Raw genomic sequence first — 15,018 nt, forward strand, 5'->3', positions numbered from 1 at the left:
CATACAACTCACGATAAGTCGCGCAGCTCCTTGGCCGCTCGTGCCACCTCCCCAAGCACGTGCGGAGTGAACTCGAAGACCGCCTGGTCCCCTTTGAACGGGACGTCCGGCGACCACGTGAAGCGCAGCTCGTAGCCGGACCGTTTGCGACCTCCCATCCGCGCCAGGGCCGCGCAGACCTCTCTGGCGAGCGTCGGACGGGTCGCTCTGTAGCCGTTCACGATCGGGAAGTACGCCTGCGACTCGTGATCCCCTATGGCGGCGCGGAAGGCGCCCAGGACGCCCTCGTACATCGTCCGGGTCACCTTGCGCTCGATCGGCTCCCCGATGTCCGGGGTGAGGACGGTCCGCACCGTGAGGACCGGCACGCCGGTGCGCGAGGACCCCACCTCGGCACCGCGCACGAAGTCCCAGGCGTGCTTGGCGTCCACGGCGCGCGCCGCCGCCAGGGCGAGATCGCGCAGGCCGGTCATCGCCGGCGCCAGATCGGCCAGCGAGAACTCGTTGAGGCGCACGTAGAGCACGTCCGCCCACTTGAGGTCCAGGTCGCCGAGGACCGAGTTCGCGTCCCGCTGTTCGGCGTTCGCGACGGTCTCCAGCAGGTCGGTCATCCGCAGCGGATAGTCGCGCAACCGCTGGTCCAGCGGCACCAGCACCTCGTACGGGTGCGGGTTCGCGACCCCGGGCGGCGGGTCGAGCTCCCAGATCTGGCCGCGCCCGTAGTCGCGGCCTCTGCGCCAGCCCGTTGCTGCCAAATAGCGGAGTACGTCATCCGGCCGGAGCCTTGCGGCCCGGCCGGATGCGGATGTGGGGGCGGTCATGACGTGAGCATCTCCCGGAACCCATCGCCGAACAGCCCGTGGAGGGCCCTGATAGTAAGCAGATTCTCACGCGGGACGCGCACTGTATACGTACTTGACCGGTTTCTTCCCGGCAACGGGAGCGCGTCGTGGAAACACGCCCAATACGCGGCGTGGCGGAGGATTAGCCGGTCCGTGGTGATGTCCGTCCACGCCGAGGAGGCGCGCGGCACGACCACCAGGAACAGGAACCGGGGCACCAGGTAGTCGCGCCCGGCGAGCCAGTTGAAGTTCTTCACTTCCAGCGGATAACGCCAGGCGACGTCGTTTCCGCGCGGATCGGACCAGGACTTCACCTGGGCGTCTATCAGGGGGAACCCGCGGCGTCCGTCCGCGGCGGGATAGCGCAGCGTCCAGTCCACTCCGACCCGGTCGCGGTCGGAGCGCAGGGCGTCGAGGTTGGCCGCGGCGGCCAGGGCTCTGATGAACGTCTCACCGAAGTCGCCCTGGTGTCCGGAGTCGCCGAGGCTCAGGGGGCGTCCGGCACCCCCGGTCTTGTTCTCGTTGGCCTGGAACCCTTGGTCGATGGTCCCCGTCATGGTTTCCCTTATACGCGCTCTCATCGGGGTTATCGGGTCCTGATACAAGAGTAACCTGGACTATCCGTCATCGGTAGGTCACTCAGCGTTGACTCCGGGTGAACATCTAAGGTGATCCCCGTGAGCAGCAGTTTCGGGAAACGCTTCAGTGTCGCCTCGGCGGCGGTCGCGACGGTCGTGGTCGCCGTATCAGGGTGTTCGTCGAGTGGTACGGGCTCCGCCATGGGCAGCACGCCGGCGGGCAAGGGTTCGGGAGGCGCTTCCCCGACCGGGGCGTCGAACACGTCGGGGGCCGCCGGGGCTTCGGGCGGTTCGTCGGCGGGCGCTTCGTCCTCAACATCCTCAACGTCGGCGCCGACGACGCCGGCAACGCCGTCGCCGACCGCGCCGTCCCACGTCCCGGTCGTACCGGGCTCCTCGGCCACCGGCCCGACCACGAAGCTGCCCGGATACACCGACTCCGCGCCGGCCGGGGAGCCGCTGGCGTGGCGTGTGGGCACGCCGAGCGTCGAGGTCAGCGGAGACGTCGACGCGTTCGCGGCACGGTTCGACCCCGCGGCGGTGCGCTTCGTGCTGCACGCCGGCTCGCAGGTCCCCGGCGGGAGCAGCTGGCCCGGCGGCAACGCCGCGAGCACGAGCGGGCTCCTCGCCGGATGGAACGGGGGGTTCCTCATGGCCAACAACGCTTCCTGGGGTGGGTTCTACCTAGGCGGCCACACGGCCTTCGGACCGCTGCGCACGGGGACGGCTTCGGAGGTCTTCTACCAGGACGGCTCGATGGACGTCCTGGCGTGGCCCGGCGGGCTGCCGAGCACCGACGTGGTCGGCGTGCGGCAGAACCTGGCCCTGCTGATCAACGAGGGGAAGCTCGCGGCGGACCTCAACGACGGGACCGCGGCGGACGAGCGGACGTGGGGCTTCACCAACAACTCGGCGGACGTACACGGCAACCGCTCCGGGATCGGGGTGACGGCGGACGGGAAAGTGGTCTACGCGGCGGTGCACAACGCCTCGCCCCTGCAGCTCGCGCAGTACCTCCAGCGGGCCGGCGCGGTGCGCGCCATGGAGTTGGACATCAACTTCACGCGACCGATCTTCGGGACCTACGCGGACGGACGCTGGACCGAGCCGGCGCCGTGGCTCGGGCCGGCGGGACGCTTCACGTCTGGCAACGAGCGGGACTTCGTCGCCGTTTATACGCGCTGAGTTCGTGGCTGCTTCGTTGTCTGTTCGTGGCTGGTGCGTAACTGCGTTTGCTGCCAGGTGGCAGATGCCCGGTGGGGTGCGGGATTACTCCTCTTGAGGGATACCGGTGTGGTCAGAACGCTGCGGCGGAGTCCATTTCGCGCTGCCAGGCGTTTGCGGCGGCGGACGGTAGGCCGCGCGGCAGACCGGATGGCAGACCGGGCGGCGGATCGGGCGGCAGATCGGACGGCAGGTCTTCGAAGGGTTCGAGCAGGTTCGGCTTCCACGTGCCGACGACGCGGCCGGCGTCGAGCATCGTCTGCGCGATCATGCCGCCGCCGGCGTTGACGCGCTTGGCGAAGGCGGGGGCCAGGATCAGGTCGCGGGAGCGGTGGCCGAGGAGGTAGGGGTCGAAGCGGGGCAGGAGGCGGTGCGGGTTTCGGGGCGGGGTGGGTGTGGTTTCGGCGCCGCGTTGAAGGAGCAGGCGCTGGCCGTCGTGCTCGACTTCTTCGAGGCTGTCGCGGACGAGCGTGACGGCGGCTTTCGCATCGGCGGCGGGCAGGCCGGACCACGCGGCGAGGTCGGCGGTGGTCGCCGGGCCATAGGCAGCGAAGTAGCGTTCGGCGAGGCGGGTCAGGGCGGTTTCGCGGTCGGGGCCGGTCCGATGCGGCGGCGGGGCGGCGGCTGACGCCAGCCAGTCGTCGAGCAGGACGTACGTGGGCTCATCGCGCGCAGCGTCCGGGCCACGGCAGATCAGAGCACTGTTGGCGGCGAACGCGAGCAGGTGCGGCGGCTGCTGGCTCTTCAGATCGACTACGACCCCGTGCCCGGCCCACTCGGCAACGATCTCCGCCCGAGTCAGAGCCCTGCCACCACCGAGGATCTTCGCCAGCGCGTCCATCGCCCGGGCGCACACCGAGTCGCCGAGCTCCAACTGCTCCCGCCGCCGCCGATCCGCGCGCAGATTCACCGGCCCGAGCACGGCCAGGTAGGCCCGCAGGTCGTCGGCGGCGACCATGTGGATCGTGCCGCGCATGAGCCAGGTACGCACGACCGCGACCTCGGCGACGGCCGCGTCGACGTCGGCGGCGTGCAGGCCGCGCGTACGCGCCCAGACCTGGAGGCGTACCGGACCGGCCGCCTGCGCTTGGAGCGCCGCCGCAGTGCGGACGGCGGCTGCTACGGCGGCGGTGCGGCCAGCAGGCTCGTCGCCGACGCCCACACGATCACCGGCCAGCCCTTGCGCCCTGACTCGCAGCCACCGCACTTCGTCCGCGCTCAAGCTCCGCATGGCCCCAAACCTACGGTGCCGCGCCCACGCCGCACCGGCACGAGCAACCGATCGACGCGTCAGACACCGGGGTCGACTTCGGGGTGCGTGAACCGCACGGGCTTGCCCAGCGACCGGGCGTAGGCGATTTCGGCTCGGGTGCTGTCTCCAATGTAGTCGCCGGCTACGAGCACCTCGTCGGCGAGCCGGATCTTCGCGCGGTGCAGATCGTCGAGTCGAACCTTCAGCGCCTCGGCCTCGACAGGATCGGACGAGAGTTCGTGCGGCGACTTCATGTCGCAGCCCGGTTTGACCACGATCTTCCCGGCTTTGGTCTCTCGCAGATCGGCCTCGCTCATCTCGGCCATGAAGCGGGTGGAGCCGCAGATCACGACGATACGCGGGAGGCTCAACAGCTTCTTCGCGTCGGCGAGCCTCTCCTCGGGGGTGCGCAGTTGCGGGTATGACACTGGTTCCTCCTGGTGGTGCGGTCCCGCGAGACCGTCAAAGGCTCCGACCTGGCAGGTTGAGCCGTATGCGAGCTTCTGCGAGAGCTCCCTCGATCGGCCCAGCCCCTCACACCACCGCCACAGCCCGCTCCACCGTAGCCTTCCCCCGCCCGCCCCCGGCCGCCTTGTACTCCGCCGTCAGTCGCGTCGAGGTGTCCTCCGGCAGGCGTCGCACCGCCTCGCGGAACGTCACGCCTGACAGGCGGTCCAGGCGCGGGGTGACCCATGCCGCGACCCAGGTCGGGTCCTTGTGCGCGATCTCGCGCAGGACCCAGCCGAGTGCCTTGCGGATGAAGAACTCGCGTTCCTCGATCATCGGGTCGGCGTAGCGGGTGAAGCGGACGAGGTCGGGTTTGCCTTCGCGGATCGCCGGGATCAGCGCCAGCAGGGATGCGCGGCGGAGCCAGAAGTCGCCGTCGTCGGCCCAGAGGTCCAGGGTGCGGGAGGTGCCTTCGCGGTCGCGCAGGACGATCTTGCCCGCGACGTCGCCCGAGATCGGGTCCACCAGGGACCACATCGGGGCGTCGCGGAGCATCAGGGTCAGGTCCTGCAGGTCGGCCGCGGTCAGGAGGCGGACGCCCTGCGCGAGGACGAACACCGACGCCAGGCGCCGCTCGTAGATGTCGGTGTCCCACAGGGCCGCGGCCAGGCCGGTGACGTCGTCGTGGGTCGCGCGGCGGCCGCCGATCTCCTTGTACATGCCCTTCACCAGCTTGCGGAGGTCCGGCACCGGGACGCCCATGTGAGCGAACTCGCTCTTGTGGTACTGCTGGTCGTAGGTGGCGCGGGCGGCGGTGCCGAGGCCGTCCAGGTCGTGGTCGAACCCGGACACGAGGGCGGGGATCGGGGTGGTCGTCGCATCTGTCACGCCGTGAGCCTAACGATCGCGCGACCCGATCCGGCGGCATCCGCTGCGCCGTTCGGGCAGGATGGACGAACAGTGTTCACCGTCAGGAGGGACGACCGTGCGGATACGGACGCTGCTCGGCACGGCCACGGCGGCCACCGCGGCACTCGCGATGCTGACCGGTTGCGGCGCCTCGAAGGGGTCCGGCGCCAGTAGCGCGCTGAACGTCGCCACCACCGCGCCGACCAGTGCGACGGCGACGACACCCGCAAGTCCAGCGACCGCAGCGACTCCGACGACGCCAGCCGACTCCTCGACCCCCTCCGGCGGCCCCTCCACCTCCAGCACGCGCCTGGCCCCCGCACTGATCCAGTTGTCGGACCTCCCGGCGGGTTTCCGCTCCGAAGGCCTCACGCAGCGCAACCTCCCCTCGCTGATCAAGGGCTGCGCGGGCCTGGAAGTGCTTCAGCAGTCGAACATCGGCGACCAGGCGCAGGCCGAGTGGACCAAGGGCGCGCTCGACGACTACGTGGACGAGGCGATCATCCAGCCGCAGGGCGAGACCGCGGCGAGCCTGGTCGACAAGGCATCCAGCGCACTGACCGCCTGCGGCGCGGTGAAGGTCACCGAGGAGGGCCTGTCGGTCACCCTGCACGCGACCCCGCTGAACCTGCCGAAGGTCGGCGACGCCTCGCACGCCTGGCACACCTCCGCCACGTTCGGCATCGCCTCGATGGAGATGAACGTCGTCCTGATCCGGCAGAACGACCTGGTCCTGCTGATCGCGCAGACCCGCGTCGACGGCCACACCAACGACGACCTCACGCTCTCGGCGTCCCAGGCCGCCGCCAAGCGCGCGGCGGACTTCCAGCTGAAGAAGTAAGTCCTACGATCAAGGCATGCCCTCCAAGCCCGAACCCAAGAAGCGGCCGCTGCACCTGATCGGCGACCCGCCGGCAGGCGTGCCGATCGACACCGAGTCGTTCTTCGGCCTGGACTCCATAGAGGACCCGCTGCAGCTGCTCTCGCGCAGCACCGAGCTGGCCGACGCCTTCCGCGCCTCCGCCAGCCGGGCCGAGAACTACCAGGCCGTGGCGGCGGCCAAGCTCACCGACCCGCGGCGGTTCGACCGGATGCCGGTGGCGGATCTGGCGCTGCTGACCGGGTGGACCGAGGAGTACGCGGCGAAGATGGCCGAGTTCGGCCGCACGCTGCTGGAAAAGGGCGCGCCCTGGGAGTGAGCCGGGCGGCCGGCCGCGGGTGCGGCGGGTGCGCCGGGCGCGCCGGGCGCGCGAGATACGCCAGGTGCGCCGCCGATGTCGCCCCCGCCGGCCGACTGTGATCCCAATTACATAGGCAAACTATATAGATGGACGATACAATTATGAGCGTGGATCAGAACCCGGCCGCGGTGGGCGAACTCTTCGAGACCGTCACAGTGCTGATGATGCGGCACGTGCCGGCCCCGGACGGGCTCAGCCTCACCGCCGCCGCCACCCTCGGCTCCCTGCAACGGCGCGGACCGCAGCGCATCACCTCGCTGGCCACCGCCCAGGGCGTGACCCAGCCCTCGATGACCCAGCTGCTGCGCCGCCTGGAGGACGCCGGCCTGGTGGCCCGGGTCGCCGACCCCACCGACGGCCGCGTGGTGCTCGTGGAGCTCACCGCCGCCGGGGACGAGACGCTGCGCACCCGGTGGAACACCCGCCTGGAACACCTCGACAAGGTGCTGCAGACGCTCACCGACGAGGAGCGGGCGACGCTGCAACGCGCCGCCGAGGAGGCCCTTCCGGTGGCGCAGAAGCTGGTCCACTCGCTCGCCGCACGCTACTGAGCGTTTCGGGCCCGGGTCGCTGACCCGGGGACGCTCTACGAAGAGGGAGCCTTGCGCGCGAGCGGGACCGTAGTCCGACCGCGTGGAAGGAAGAACCTTGTCATCCACCCTGCGCTCCGACGCCTCCGCGGCGCCCGTCGCGACCACTGCGAATCCCGGCGGCCCGGGTGCGGCGCATGCTCCGGATGCGCTGCGTGCTCCGGGCGTTCCGGACGCTCCAGGCACCCTCGGCGGCTCCGGCAGCGGGCACGACCCGGGCCGCGCGGGCCATACAGCCCATACAAGCCACGCTGGCCACCCCGGCCACCCCGAACCGCCGAGCCTCCTGCACCAGCCGAAGGCCGTCTGGGCCGTGGCCTTCGCCTGCGTCATCTCGTTCATGGGCATCGGCCTGGTCGACCCGATCCTGCCGGCCCTGGCCTCCCAGCTGAAGGCCACCCCGAGCCAGGTCACCATGCTGTTCACCAGCTACCTGGTGGTGACCGCGGTGGCGATGCTGCTCACCGGCTTCGTCTCCAGCCGCATCGGCGCCAAGCGGACGCTGGTCGCGGGCCTGGCGATCATCGTGGTCTTCGCCGCGCTCGCCGGCGCGTCGGGCACCGTCGGCCAGATCGTCGGCCTCCGGGCCGGCTGGGGCGTCGGGAACGCGCTGTTCATCGCCACCTCGCTGGCCGTCATCGTCGGCTCGGCCAGCGGCGGCTTCTCCGGCGCGATCATCCTCTACGAGACCGCGCTCGGCGTCGGCATCGCCCTGGGCCCGCTGGTCGGCGGCGAACTCGGCGGGATCAGCTGGCGCGGGCCGTTCTTCGGCGTCGCGGTGCTGATGCTGATCGCCCTGATCGCCACGCTCGTGCTGGTGGCGCCGACGCCGCCGCCGGCCCGCAAGGTGTCGATCACCGAGCCGATCAAGGCCCTGCGACACCGCGGCCTGCTCACCCTCGCGCTCACGGCCCTGTGTTACAACTGGGGCTTCTTCACCCTCCTGGGGTACGCGCCGTTCCCGATGAAGCTGGATACGCACCAACTCGGCTACGTGTTCACCGCCTGGGGCGTGCTGGTCGCGGTGTTCGCGGTGTTCGGCGCCCCGCGGTTGCAGGCGCGGTTCGGCATCGCCAGGACCCTCTACGCGAACCTCACGCTGTTCGCCGTCAACATCCTGGTCGTCGGGCTGTTCGTGGACCACAAGGCGGTGCTGATCACGGCGGTCATCGTCGCGGGCGTCTTCATCGGCGTGAACAACACCATCACCACGCAGGCCGTGATGACCGTCTCGCCGGTCGACCGGCCGATCGCCTCGGCGTCGTACGGCTTCGTCCGCTTCATCGGCGGCGGCCTGGCGCCGTACGTCGCCGGACGGCTCGCCGAGCACTACAACATCCACGTCGCGTTCTACGTCGCGGCCGTGGTGGTGGTGCTGGGCATCGCGATCCTGGCCTCCGGGCACCGGCTGCTGACCGAGGCCGAGGCCAAACCGTAACCGGCGCTCCCCCGGAGCGGGTCCGCCTGGCTACAGTGCTAGTCATGGCGAACTCGCTCCCGGTCCACAAGTTCACCCCCTCCGTCGGCGAATACGTCTGGACCTTCGGCGGCGCGCCGCCGCTGGCCCGCGTCAAGCCCGGCGACACCCTGGAGCTGTTCACCGAGGACTGCTTCGCCGGCCGCGTGCGCTCGGAGAAGGACCTGGTCACCGAGGTCTGCGAGTTCCCGTTCCTCAACCCGCAGACCGGCCCGTTCTACGTCGAGGGCGCCGAACCCGGCGACACGCTGGCGATCCACTTCGTGTCCATCGAGCCGGCCCGCGACTGGGCCGCCTCGACCACCGTCCCGCTGTTCGGCGCCCTGACCTCAACGCACACCACCGCCACCCTCCAGCCGCCGCTGCCGGAGCGGGTCTGGATCTGGCAGCTGGACCGCGAGCGCCGCACGGCGCTGTTCCGGGCCAAGGACAGCGACGTCGAGGTCGAACTCCCGATGGACCCGATGCACGGGACCGTCGGCGTCGCCCCGGCCAACCTCGAAGTGCGCTCGGCGCTGGTGCCCGACGCGCACGGCGGCAACATGGACACCCCCGAGATGCGCGCCGGGGTCACGTGCTACCTCGGCGTGAACGTCGAGGGCGCGCTGTTCAGCCTCGGGGACGGCCACGCCCGGCAGGGCGAGGGCGAGACCTGCGGGGTGGCCGTGGAGACCGCGATGAACACGGTGGTGACCATCGAGCTGGTGAAGGGCGTGCCGACGCCGTGGCCCCGGCTGGAGTCGGACGCGTACATCATGACGGCGGGATCGGCGCGGCCTCTGGAGGACGCGTTCCGCATCGCGCAGGTCGATCTCGTGCAGTGGATCGCCCGTGACTACGGCCTGAGCGAGCTGGACGCGTACCAGCTGGTGACGCAGGGTGTGGAGTCGCCGCTGGCGAACGTGTGCGACACGAACTACACGTCGGTCGCCAAGATGCGCAAGGCGTTCCTGCCTTCGGGGACTTCGGCGTACGGGGTGCACGAGGTGCTGCGTCAGCGGGCGGCGGCTTATCTGGCAGGCTGAGCTGCGGGTTGAGGCACGAGTTGAGCTGCCGACCGGGCTGCCGGCTGGGCCGCGAACCGTGCCAGGTCGGAGCTGATCACGACAACGCCGCGCAGACGTCGGTGACCTTGGTCTGGTACAGGACCGCGACCTGGTGCTTCGGCGTGATCGCGATCACCTCGCCGCCGCTGAGCACGTACTCGCCCTGCGCGTGGTACGGGTCGCCGGGCTTGATGCTGACCCCGAAGTTGTCCGGGATGTTCCACAGGCTTGAGCCGTCCGGGAAGTTGTACAGCGTGCCGACCCCGCTGAGGTCTTCGTCGACGGACGCGCCGGTGGCCCCGTTGGTGTAGCGCGCGATCAGCGGCCCTCGGAAGTCGGTTCGCAGCGGGCTTCCGTTCGGGTAGGTGGCGGAGATCCGCTGCTCCACTCCCTGCGTGGGGAAGTCGATCTTCAGCTCGAACGAGCAGTCCGTGCCCGCCGGCTGGTCCAGCGACCCGTAGCTCACAGGCGTCCAGCCGCCAGCGGCGGCGGAGGTGGTGCCCGCGTCGGCCGAGGCCGCCGCCGGAAACGCCGCCACCACCAAGCCGGCCGTGATCGCGACGCCGAGGATGCGCTTGCGCATGAGGGTTGTCCCTTCGTGTCGTTTCCTGTCGTCGAACCGCGTCCCCGAAAGGTGCGGGACACGTCTTCACTCTGGAAGCCCCCGCGCGCCGGGGCGATCGATTCAGCCCACGCTGAAACGTGAGGACGAGATGCGGATCCACTTCACGCCCGACGACCTGCTGCGCATACGCTTCGCCGACGAGCCGGCACCGTTGCTGGAACTGGCGATGACGCTGGCGACGCTGCACCGTCCGGCGTCCGACCCGGTGTTCACCCGCTGGCGCCGGGAGGCGGCCCGCGAACTGCCGGGACGCGCGCGTCCGCTGCTGGAGCTGATACCGCCCTGCGGCCGCGGACCGCAGTTCGTGGACCCGGTGGTGCCGGACGTCCAGGAGGGCTTCGAACGGGTGGCGGCAGCCTCGGCGGGCCAGGTACGCCGCGAGATGGCGCGGGTCGCAGGCTTCGGCCAGGCGCCGACGCCGTGGACGCGACGCATCGCGGCCCGGGACCGCGCGGCGTGGACCGAACTCGTGACGGGGCTGCACGACGCGTATGACAGCGTCCTGACGGAGCCCTGGCGGCGCCTCCGAGCCGGCTTCCACGCCGAGGTCGCCTGGCGCACCAGCCGCTGGGGCCGCCTCGGCCTCGGCGCGGGCCTGGAGTCCCTGCTACCGGGCTCCCGCCTCGACGGCCTGGTCTGGCACATGGCGCCGGAGAAGCGCGTCGACTTCCACCTCGACGGCCGCGGCCTGACCCTCTACCCGACGGCGACATGGAGCGGATCACCGCTGATCGCCACGGCCCCGGACGGCGCGAAGCTGCTCGTCTACCCGGCCCTCACCCCACTGCCGCTCCTGCCGGAACCCCAGGACGCCGACCCGCTCGGCACACTGCTGGGCCGCACCCGCGCGCAGGTCCTGGAGGCGCTCGCGGAGCAGCGGACGACCGGGAACCTGGCGCAGGACCTGGGGATCAGCGCGGCCTCGGCCTCCCAGCACGCGACGGCACTGCGCGAGGCCGGGCTGGTGGCGACGCGACGGGAGGGGAAGGCGGCGTGGCACGGGTGCACGGCGCTGGGGGCGGAGTTGCTGCGGACGGGGGCTCGGTAGGGGTGGGCTGATGTGCGGTCGGACTGATCTGCGATGACCTGGCGGTCGCCGGCTTGCAGGCAGCTGCGGCAGGTCGACCGGCTCCGCACGCCGGTTCGCGATGGCCTGGCGGTCGCAGGTTGGCAGGCGGCGGGCGGCAGGCGGCGGCTCGCGGTCGGCGGTCAGCGTTCGATGGCGCGGTTCGCACTCGGCGGTGCGGTTGGCGGTCGGCCGTAGCGAAAACTGAGGGTTCTGAATCGCGTGCGCTAGATCTGCGCCCCCGGCGCCAGCAGCGGCAGCCCCGCCGTTGGCCCGTCCTCGATCAGCCGCCACAGTCGGTCCGTGTCGAGGTACTCCTCCACCGCGTCGCCGAGGCGGTCGAGCTGTTTCTCGCGCTCGGCGGCGAACGAGATCGTCGGGTCCGGCTCGAAGCGCAGTCCGCATGCCGTCGCGACCTGCGTTAGGTATGCGCGGCGGAAGCCGTCACTCTCCAGCGCGCCGTGCCAGATCGTGCCCCAGACCGCGCCATGGCGGCAGCCCTCCAGCGCCGCGCCGGCGGTGTCGGTGAACAGGGTTTCGCCGCCCTCGACCTGGACCTGGCCGTTGTGGATCTCGTAGCCGGCCACCGGTTCGCCGAGGCCGAGGCCCGTGGGCCGGGTCAGGGTCTTGGTCGGGTCGAACACTGTGCGCACCGGGAGAAGTCCGAGTCCTGCGACGGTGCCACGCCGCGACTCGACGTCGTCCTCGATCTCGGTGCCGAGCATCTGGTAGCCGCCGCAGATCCCGAGGATGGGGCGACCCTCGGCCGCGCGCTTGGCCAGTGCCGGTTCCAGGCCGCGCTCGCGCAGCCAGGCCAGGTCCGCGACGGTCGACTTCGTGCCTGGCAGCACGACCAGGTCCGCCGATTCCACGGCCGAGGCCGACGCCGTGAACTCCACGTCCACGCCCGGCTCGATCGCCAGCGCGTCGAGGTCGGTGAAGTTCGAGACGCGCGGGAAGCGCACCACCGCGACCCGGAGGCGCGAGCCGTCCACAGTGCTCTCGGACCTGTACGCCTCGATCGGCAGCGCGTCCTCCGCATCCAGCCGGATGCCGGGCAGCCAGGGCACCACGCCGAGCACCGGCCGTCCGGTGAACCCCTCGATCTGCCGCAGCCCCGGTGTCAGCAGCGAAGGATCGCCGCGGAACTTGTTGATGACGAACCCTGATATAAGCCGCTGGTCCTCGGCGTCCAGCAGCGCCACCGTCCCGTGGAACGCCGCGAACACCCCGCCCCGGTCGATGTCGCCGACCACCACCACCGGCATCCCCAGCGGTCGGGCCAGCCCCATGTTGACCAGGTCCCCGTCCCGGAGGTTGATCTCGGTCGGCGACCCGGCGCCCTCACAGATCACCACGTCGAAGCGCGACTTCAAGTCCTGGTACGAGGCCAGCACCGCCTCCCGCAGCCGCGGCTTCAGGTCCTGGTACGACGTGGCCGACGCCTCCGCGAACACCTTCCCCAGCAGCACGACCTGGCTCGTCCGGTCGCTGCCCGGCTTGAGCAGCACCGGGTTCATCGCCACTTCCGGTTCGACCCCGGCGGCCTGCGCCTGCATCACCTGCGCGCGCCCGATCTCCGCGCCGGAGGTGGAAGTGCCCCCAACCCCGACGACCATCGAGTTGTTCGACATGTTCTGCGCCTTGAAAGGGGCCACCCGCACCCCCTGCCGCGCCAGCCACCGGCAGATCCCCGCGGTAAGCAAGCTCTTGCCGGCGTCGGACGTCGTACCGGACACGAGCAGCGAGCCCGTGCCGCCCGTGCCGCCGGCCCCGCCCCGGGAAACGATCATCGGACCAGCTTAGCCGCGGCCGCGGTGAGCGCCGCGAGCACCTCCGGGTACTCCGCACCGTTCCGCACCGCGATCAGGCTCACCCGCCGCGGCCAGTCCTCCTTCAACGGCACCAGCACGACCCCCTCCGGCACCTGCGGCGGCACCCCGAGCGTCGGCAGCAGCGTCACCCCGAACCCGTTGGCGATCAGCGCCAGCGCCGCGCTGAAGTCCGTCGCGCGGTACCGCCCGCGCGGCTGGTACCCGGCGTCCGCGCAGATGGCCGTCACCTGGTCGTGGCACGACAGCCCCTCGGCGGCCAGCACGAACGGGTCCTCGACCAGCTCGGTCAGCGAGATCTGCGCCGCCCCGGCCAACCGGTGCCCGGCCGGCACGGCCGCGTGGTAGACCTCCTCCAGCAACGGCAGGATCCTGATCCGCGGATCGCCGAGCAGCGGCCGGTTCGGCGCCGCCATCACCACCGCGACGTCGATCGAGCCGTCGATCAGGTGCGCGACCGAGTCCTCGCTCTCGGTGTCGGCGATCTCGAAGCCCCACTCCGGGTGCGCCTCGCGCAGCACCTTCATCGCCGGGGCGATGACCGCCATGATCGCGGTCGGGAAGCCCGCGATGCGCACCGTCATCGGCGCCGGGGAGATGGCCCGCAGCTCGGACTGCGCGCGCTCCAGCTGGGCGAACACCGCGTCGGCGTGCCCGACCAGGACCCGCGCCGCCTCGGTCAGCACCACGTTGCGTCCCCGTCGTTCCAGCAGCTCGCAGCCGGTACTCTTGCTCAGGACGGCCAGCTGCTGGGAGACCGCCGACGGCGTCAGGTACAGGGCCTCGGCCGCCGCCGAGACCGTGCCGTGGTCGGCCAGGGCGCGCAGGGTCCGCAGTTGGCGCACGTCGATCATGGGGCCTCCTCAATCGTTAAGGCCAGCTTAACGGTTCCACGCAAAATCATTCGCTAGTGCTGAACGATAGCGCGCCCGGACACTGGCATCATGCGTAATCCCCGCCACATCGCCTTGGCCCTTGCGATCGTCGTGATCTGGGGCGTGAACTTCATCGCCATCAGCAACGCCCTGGACGGCTTCCCCCCGATCCTGCTGGCCGCCCTGCGCTTCGCGCTCACGGGGACGGCGACCCTGTTCCTCCCGCGCCCGAAGGAGGTCCGCTGGTACTGGATCGCCGGTATCAGCACCTTCATGTTCTTCGGCCAGTACGTGCTGCTGTTCACCGGGATGGCGCACGGCATGCCGGACGGCCTGGCCTCGCTGGTGTTGCAGTCCCAGGCGCCGTTCACGGTCCTGGCGGCCGCGCTGCTGCTCGGGGAGCGGACCGGCCTGCGGCAGGTGCTGGGCATCGCGGCGGCGGTGGCCGGGCTGGGAGTCATCGGCGCCGGACGCGGCGGGAACGTGCCGCTGGGCTCGCTGCTGCTGGTGATCGGCGCGGGCGCGTCGTGGGCCCTGGGCTCGATCTGCAACCGCAAAGCCGGCGCCGCCAACGGGTTCGCGCTGATGGTGTGGGCGAGCCTGTACGCCACTCCCCCGCTGCTGGCCGTCTCGCTGGTGACCGAGGGGCCGCACCGGATCGGGCACGCGTTCGCGCATCTGCACGCCGGGCCGGTGCTGGGGCTGCTGTACGTGGTGCTGGTGTCGACGTTCATCGGCATGGGGGCGTGGGTGGTGCTGATCACGAAGTACCCGGCCTCGGCCGTCGCGCCCTACACGCTCGGCGTCCCGCCGATCGGGATCCTCGCGGCGCTGATCGCGAACGGCGAGCGGATGACCGCGCTGGAGATGGCCGGGTCGGTGGTGGTGCTGGGCGGGCTGGTCGCGATCGTGTGGCCGCGCCGCAAGCCGGCGGCGGCGCGGATCGCGCCGGAGTCGTCCGTGCCCGCCGCTAGAGTCGAGGAGTCCATACAGGCCGCGTAGTACAGGGGAAGG

The 15,018-nt window shown here is 70.9% G+C and carries 16 protein-coding genes; 8 read left to right on the top strand and 8 right to left on the bottom strand.

Annotation, left to right across the window (positions count from 1 at the left end):
- Positions 1-8: 8 nt before the first annotated feature.
- A complete protein-coding gene (locus tag ABH920_RS28795; protein ID WP_370352297.1) occupies positions 9-821 on the bottom strand; it encodes a hypothetical protein in 813 nt (270 codons plus the stop codon).
- Complete coding sequence (locus ABH920_RS28800; protein ID WP_194906525.1) at positions 818-1,399, bottom strand: DUF4365 domain-containing protein; 582 nt, start codon at positions 1,397-1,399, stop codon at positions 818-820. The genes ABH920_RS28795 and ABH920_RS28800 overlap by 4 nt, the downstream gene beginning before the upstream one ends.
- Positions 1,400-1,519: 120 nt before the next feature.
- Here ABH920_RS28800 and ABH920_RS28805 point away from each other — a divergent pair, with 120 nt between their 5' ends.
- A complete protein-coding gene (locus ABH920_RS28805; RefSeq protein WP_370352298.1) occupies positions 1,520-2,605 on the top strand; it encodes a phosphodiester glycosidase family protein in 1,086 nt (361 codons plus the stop codon).
- 112 nt (positions 2,606-2,717) lie between these two features.
- Here the strand turns inward: ABH920_RS28805 and ABH920_RS28810 are convergent, their stop codons facing one another.
- From ABH920_RS28810 to ABH920_RS28820, 3 genes are all read right to left on the bottom strand, one after another.
- Positions 2,718-3,875, bottom strand: a complete 1,158-nt coding sequence (locus ABH920_RS28810; RefSeq protein WP_370352299.1) for a winged helix DNA-binding domain-containing protein — start codon at positions 3,873-3,875, stop codon at positions 2,718-2,720.
- 59 nt (positions 3,876-3,934) lie between these two features.
- Positions 3,935-4,324 carry a hypothetical protein gene (locus tag ABH920_RS28815; RefSeq protein ID WP_370352300.1) on the bottom strand — a complete coding sequence of 130 codons (390 nt, stop codon included), beginning with the start codon at positions 4,322-4,324 and terminating at the stop codon, positions 3,935-3,937.
- Positions 4,325-4,430: 106 nt separating this feature from the next.
- Positions 4,431-5,231, bottom strand: a complete 801-nt coding sequence (locus tag ABH920_RS28820) for a DNA alkylation repair protein (protein WP_370352301.1) — start codon at positions 5,229-5,231, stop codon at positions 4,431-4,433.
- 97 nt (positions 5,232-5,328) lie between these two features.
- On the opposite strand from ABH920_RS28820, the gene ABH920_RS28825 reads away from it, so the two are divergent.
- The 5 genes from ABH920_RS28825 to ABH920_RS28845 all read left to right on the top strand — a co-directional run bounded on the left by ABH920_RS28825 (position 5,329) and on the right by ABH920_RS28845 (position 9,585).
- Complete coding sequence (locus ABH920_RS28825) at positions 5,329-6,093, top strand: hypothetical protein (RefSeq protein ID WP_370352302.1); 765 nt, start codon at positions 5,329-5,331, stop codon at positions 6,091-6,093.
- Positions 6,094-6,109: 16 nt separating this feature from the next.
- Positions 6,110-6,451, top strand: a complete 342-nt coding sequence (locus ABH920_RS28830) for a hypothetical protein (protein ID WP_194919537.1) — start codon at positions 6,110-6,112, stop codon at positions 6,449-6,451.
- A 143-nt stretch (positions 6,452-6,594) separates the two neighbouring features.
- A complete protein-coding gene (locus ABH920_RS28835) occupies positions 6,595-7,044 on the top strand; it encodes a MarR family winged helix-turn-helix transcriptional regulator (protein WP_370352303.1) in 450 nt (149 codons plus the stop codon).
- Between the two features lie 325 nt (positions 7,045-7,369).
- Positions 7,370-8,521, top strand: coding sequence for an MFS transporter (locus tag ABH920_RS28840; protein ID WP_370352480.1), 1,152 nt, complete (start codon positions 7,370-7,372; stop codon positions 8,519-8,521).
- Between the two features lie 44 nt (positions 8,522-8,565).
- Positions 8,566-9,585, top strand: coding sequence for an acetamidase/formamidase family protein (locus ABH920_RS28845; protein WP_370352304.1), 1,020 nt, complete (start codon positions 8,566-8,568; stop codon positions 9,583-9,585).
- A gap of 76 nt (positions 9,586-9,661) precedes the next feature.
- On the opposite strand, the gene ABH920_RS28850 is transcribed toward ABH920_RS28845, so the two are convergent.
- Positions 9,662-10,189: a hypothetical protein gene (locus tag ABH920_RS28850; RefSeq protein ID WP_370352305.1), complete on the bottom strand. Its 528-nt coding sequence runs from the start codon at positions 10,187-10,189 to the stop codon at positions 9,662-9,664.
- Positions 10,190-10,319: 130 nt separating this feature from the next.
- Here ABH920_RS28850 and ABH920_RS28855 point away from each other — a divergent pair, with 130 nt between their 5' ends.
- Positions 10,320-11,279, top strand: coding sequence for an ArsR/SmtB family transcription factor (locus tag ABH920_RS28855; protein WP_370352306.1), 960 nt, complete (start codon positions 10,320-10,322; stop codon positions 11,277-11,279).
- 245 nt (positions 11,280-11,524) lie between these two features.
- Here ABH920_RS28855 and ABH920_RS28860 read toward each other — a convergent pair whose 3' ends face one another.
- A complete protein-coding gene (locus ABH920_RS28860; RefSeq protein WP_370352307.1) occupies positions 11,525-13,090 on the bottom strand; it encodes a cobyric acid synthase in 1,566 nt (521 codons plus the stop codon).
- Positions 13,087-13,983 (bottom strand): LysR family transcriptional regulator, encoded by an 897-nt coding sequence (locus tag ABH920_RS28865; protein ID WP_370352308.1) that lies wholly within the window; start codon positions 13,981-13,983, stop codon positions 13,087-13,089. The genes ABH920_RS28860 and ABH920_RS28865 overlap by 4 nt, the downstream gene beginning before the upstream one ends.
- Positions 13,984-14,073: 90 nt before the next feature.
- Between ABH920_RS28865 and ABH920_RS28870 the strand changes: the two genes are divergently transcribed.
- Positions 14,074-15,006: an EamA family transporter gene (locus ABH920_RS28870; RefSeq protein WP_370352309.1), complete on the top strand. Its 933-nt coding sequence runs from the start codon at positions 14,074-14,076 to the stop codon at positions 15,004-15,006.
- Positions 15,007-15,018 lie beyond the last annotated feature (12 nt).

Source organism: Catenulispora sp. EB89 (assembly GCF_041261445.1).
Classification (GTDB): domain Bacteria; phylum Actinomycetota; class Actinomycetes; order Streptomycetales; family Catenulisporaceae; genus Catenulispora.

Bases quoted from the DNA above. Each gene is read 5' to 3' on its own strand.
- ABH920_RS28810 (WP_370352299.1), bottom strand. From the start codon at position 3,875: ATGCGGAGCTTGAGCGCGGACGAAGTGCGGTGGCTGCGAGTCAGGGCG.
- ABH920_RS28795 (WP_370352297.1), bottom strand. From the start codon at position 821: ATGACCGCCCCCACATCCGCATCCGGCCGGGCCGCAAGGCTCCGGCCG.
- ABH920_RS28835 (WP_370352303.1), top strand. From the start codon at position 6,595: ATGAGCGTGGATCAGAACCCGGCCGCGGTGGGCGAACTCTTCGAGACC.
- ABH920_RS28845 (WP_370352304.1), top strand. From the start codon at position 8,566: ATGGCGAACTCGCTCCCGGTCCACAAGTTCACCCCCTCCGTCGGCGAA.
- ABH920_RS28870 (WP_370352309.1), top strand. From the start codon at position 14,074: ATGCGTAATCCCCGCCACATCGCCTTGGCCCTTGCGATCGTCGTGATC.
- ABH920_RS28850 (WP_370352305.1), bottom strand. From the start codon at position 10,189: ATGCGCAAGCGCATCCTCGGCGTCGCGATCACGGCCGGCTTGGTGGTG.
- ABH920_RS28860 (WP_370352307.1), bottom strand. From the start codon at position 13,090: ATGATCGTTTCCCGGGGCGGGGCCGGCGGCACGGGCGGCACGGGCTCG.
- ABH920_RS28800 (WP_194906525.1), bottom strand. From the start codon at position 1,399: ATGACGGGGACCATCGACCAAGGGTTCCAGGCCAACGAGAACAAGACC.
- ABH920_RS28865 (WP_370352308.1), bottom strand. From the start codon at position 13,983: ATGATCGACGTGCGCCAACTGCGGACCCTGCGCGCCCTGGCCGACCAC.
- ABH920_RS28830 (WP_194919537.1), top strand. From the start codon at position 6,110: ATGCCCTCCAAGCCCGAACCCAAGAAGCGGCCGCTGCACCTGATCGGC.
- ABH920_RS28855 (WP_370352306.1), top strand. From the start codon at position 10,320: ATGCGGATCCACTTCACGCCCGACGACCTGCTGCGCATACGCTTCGCC.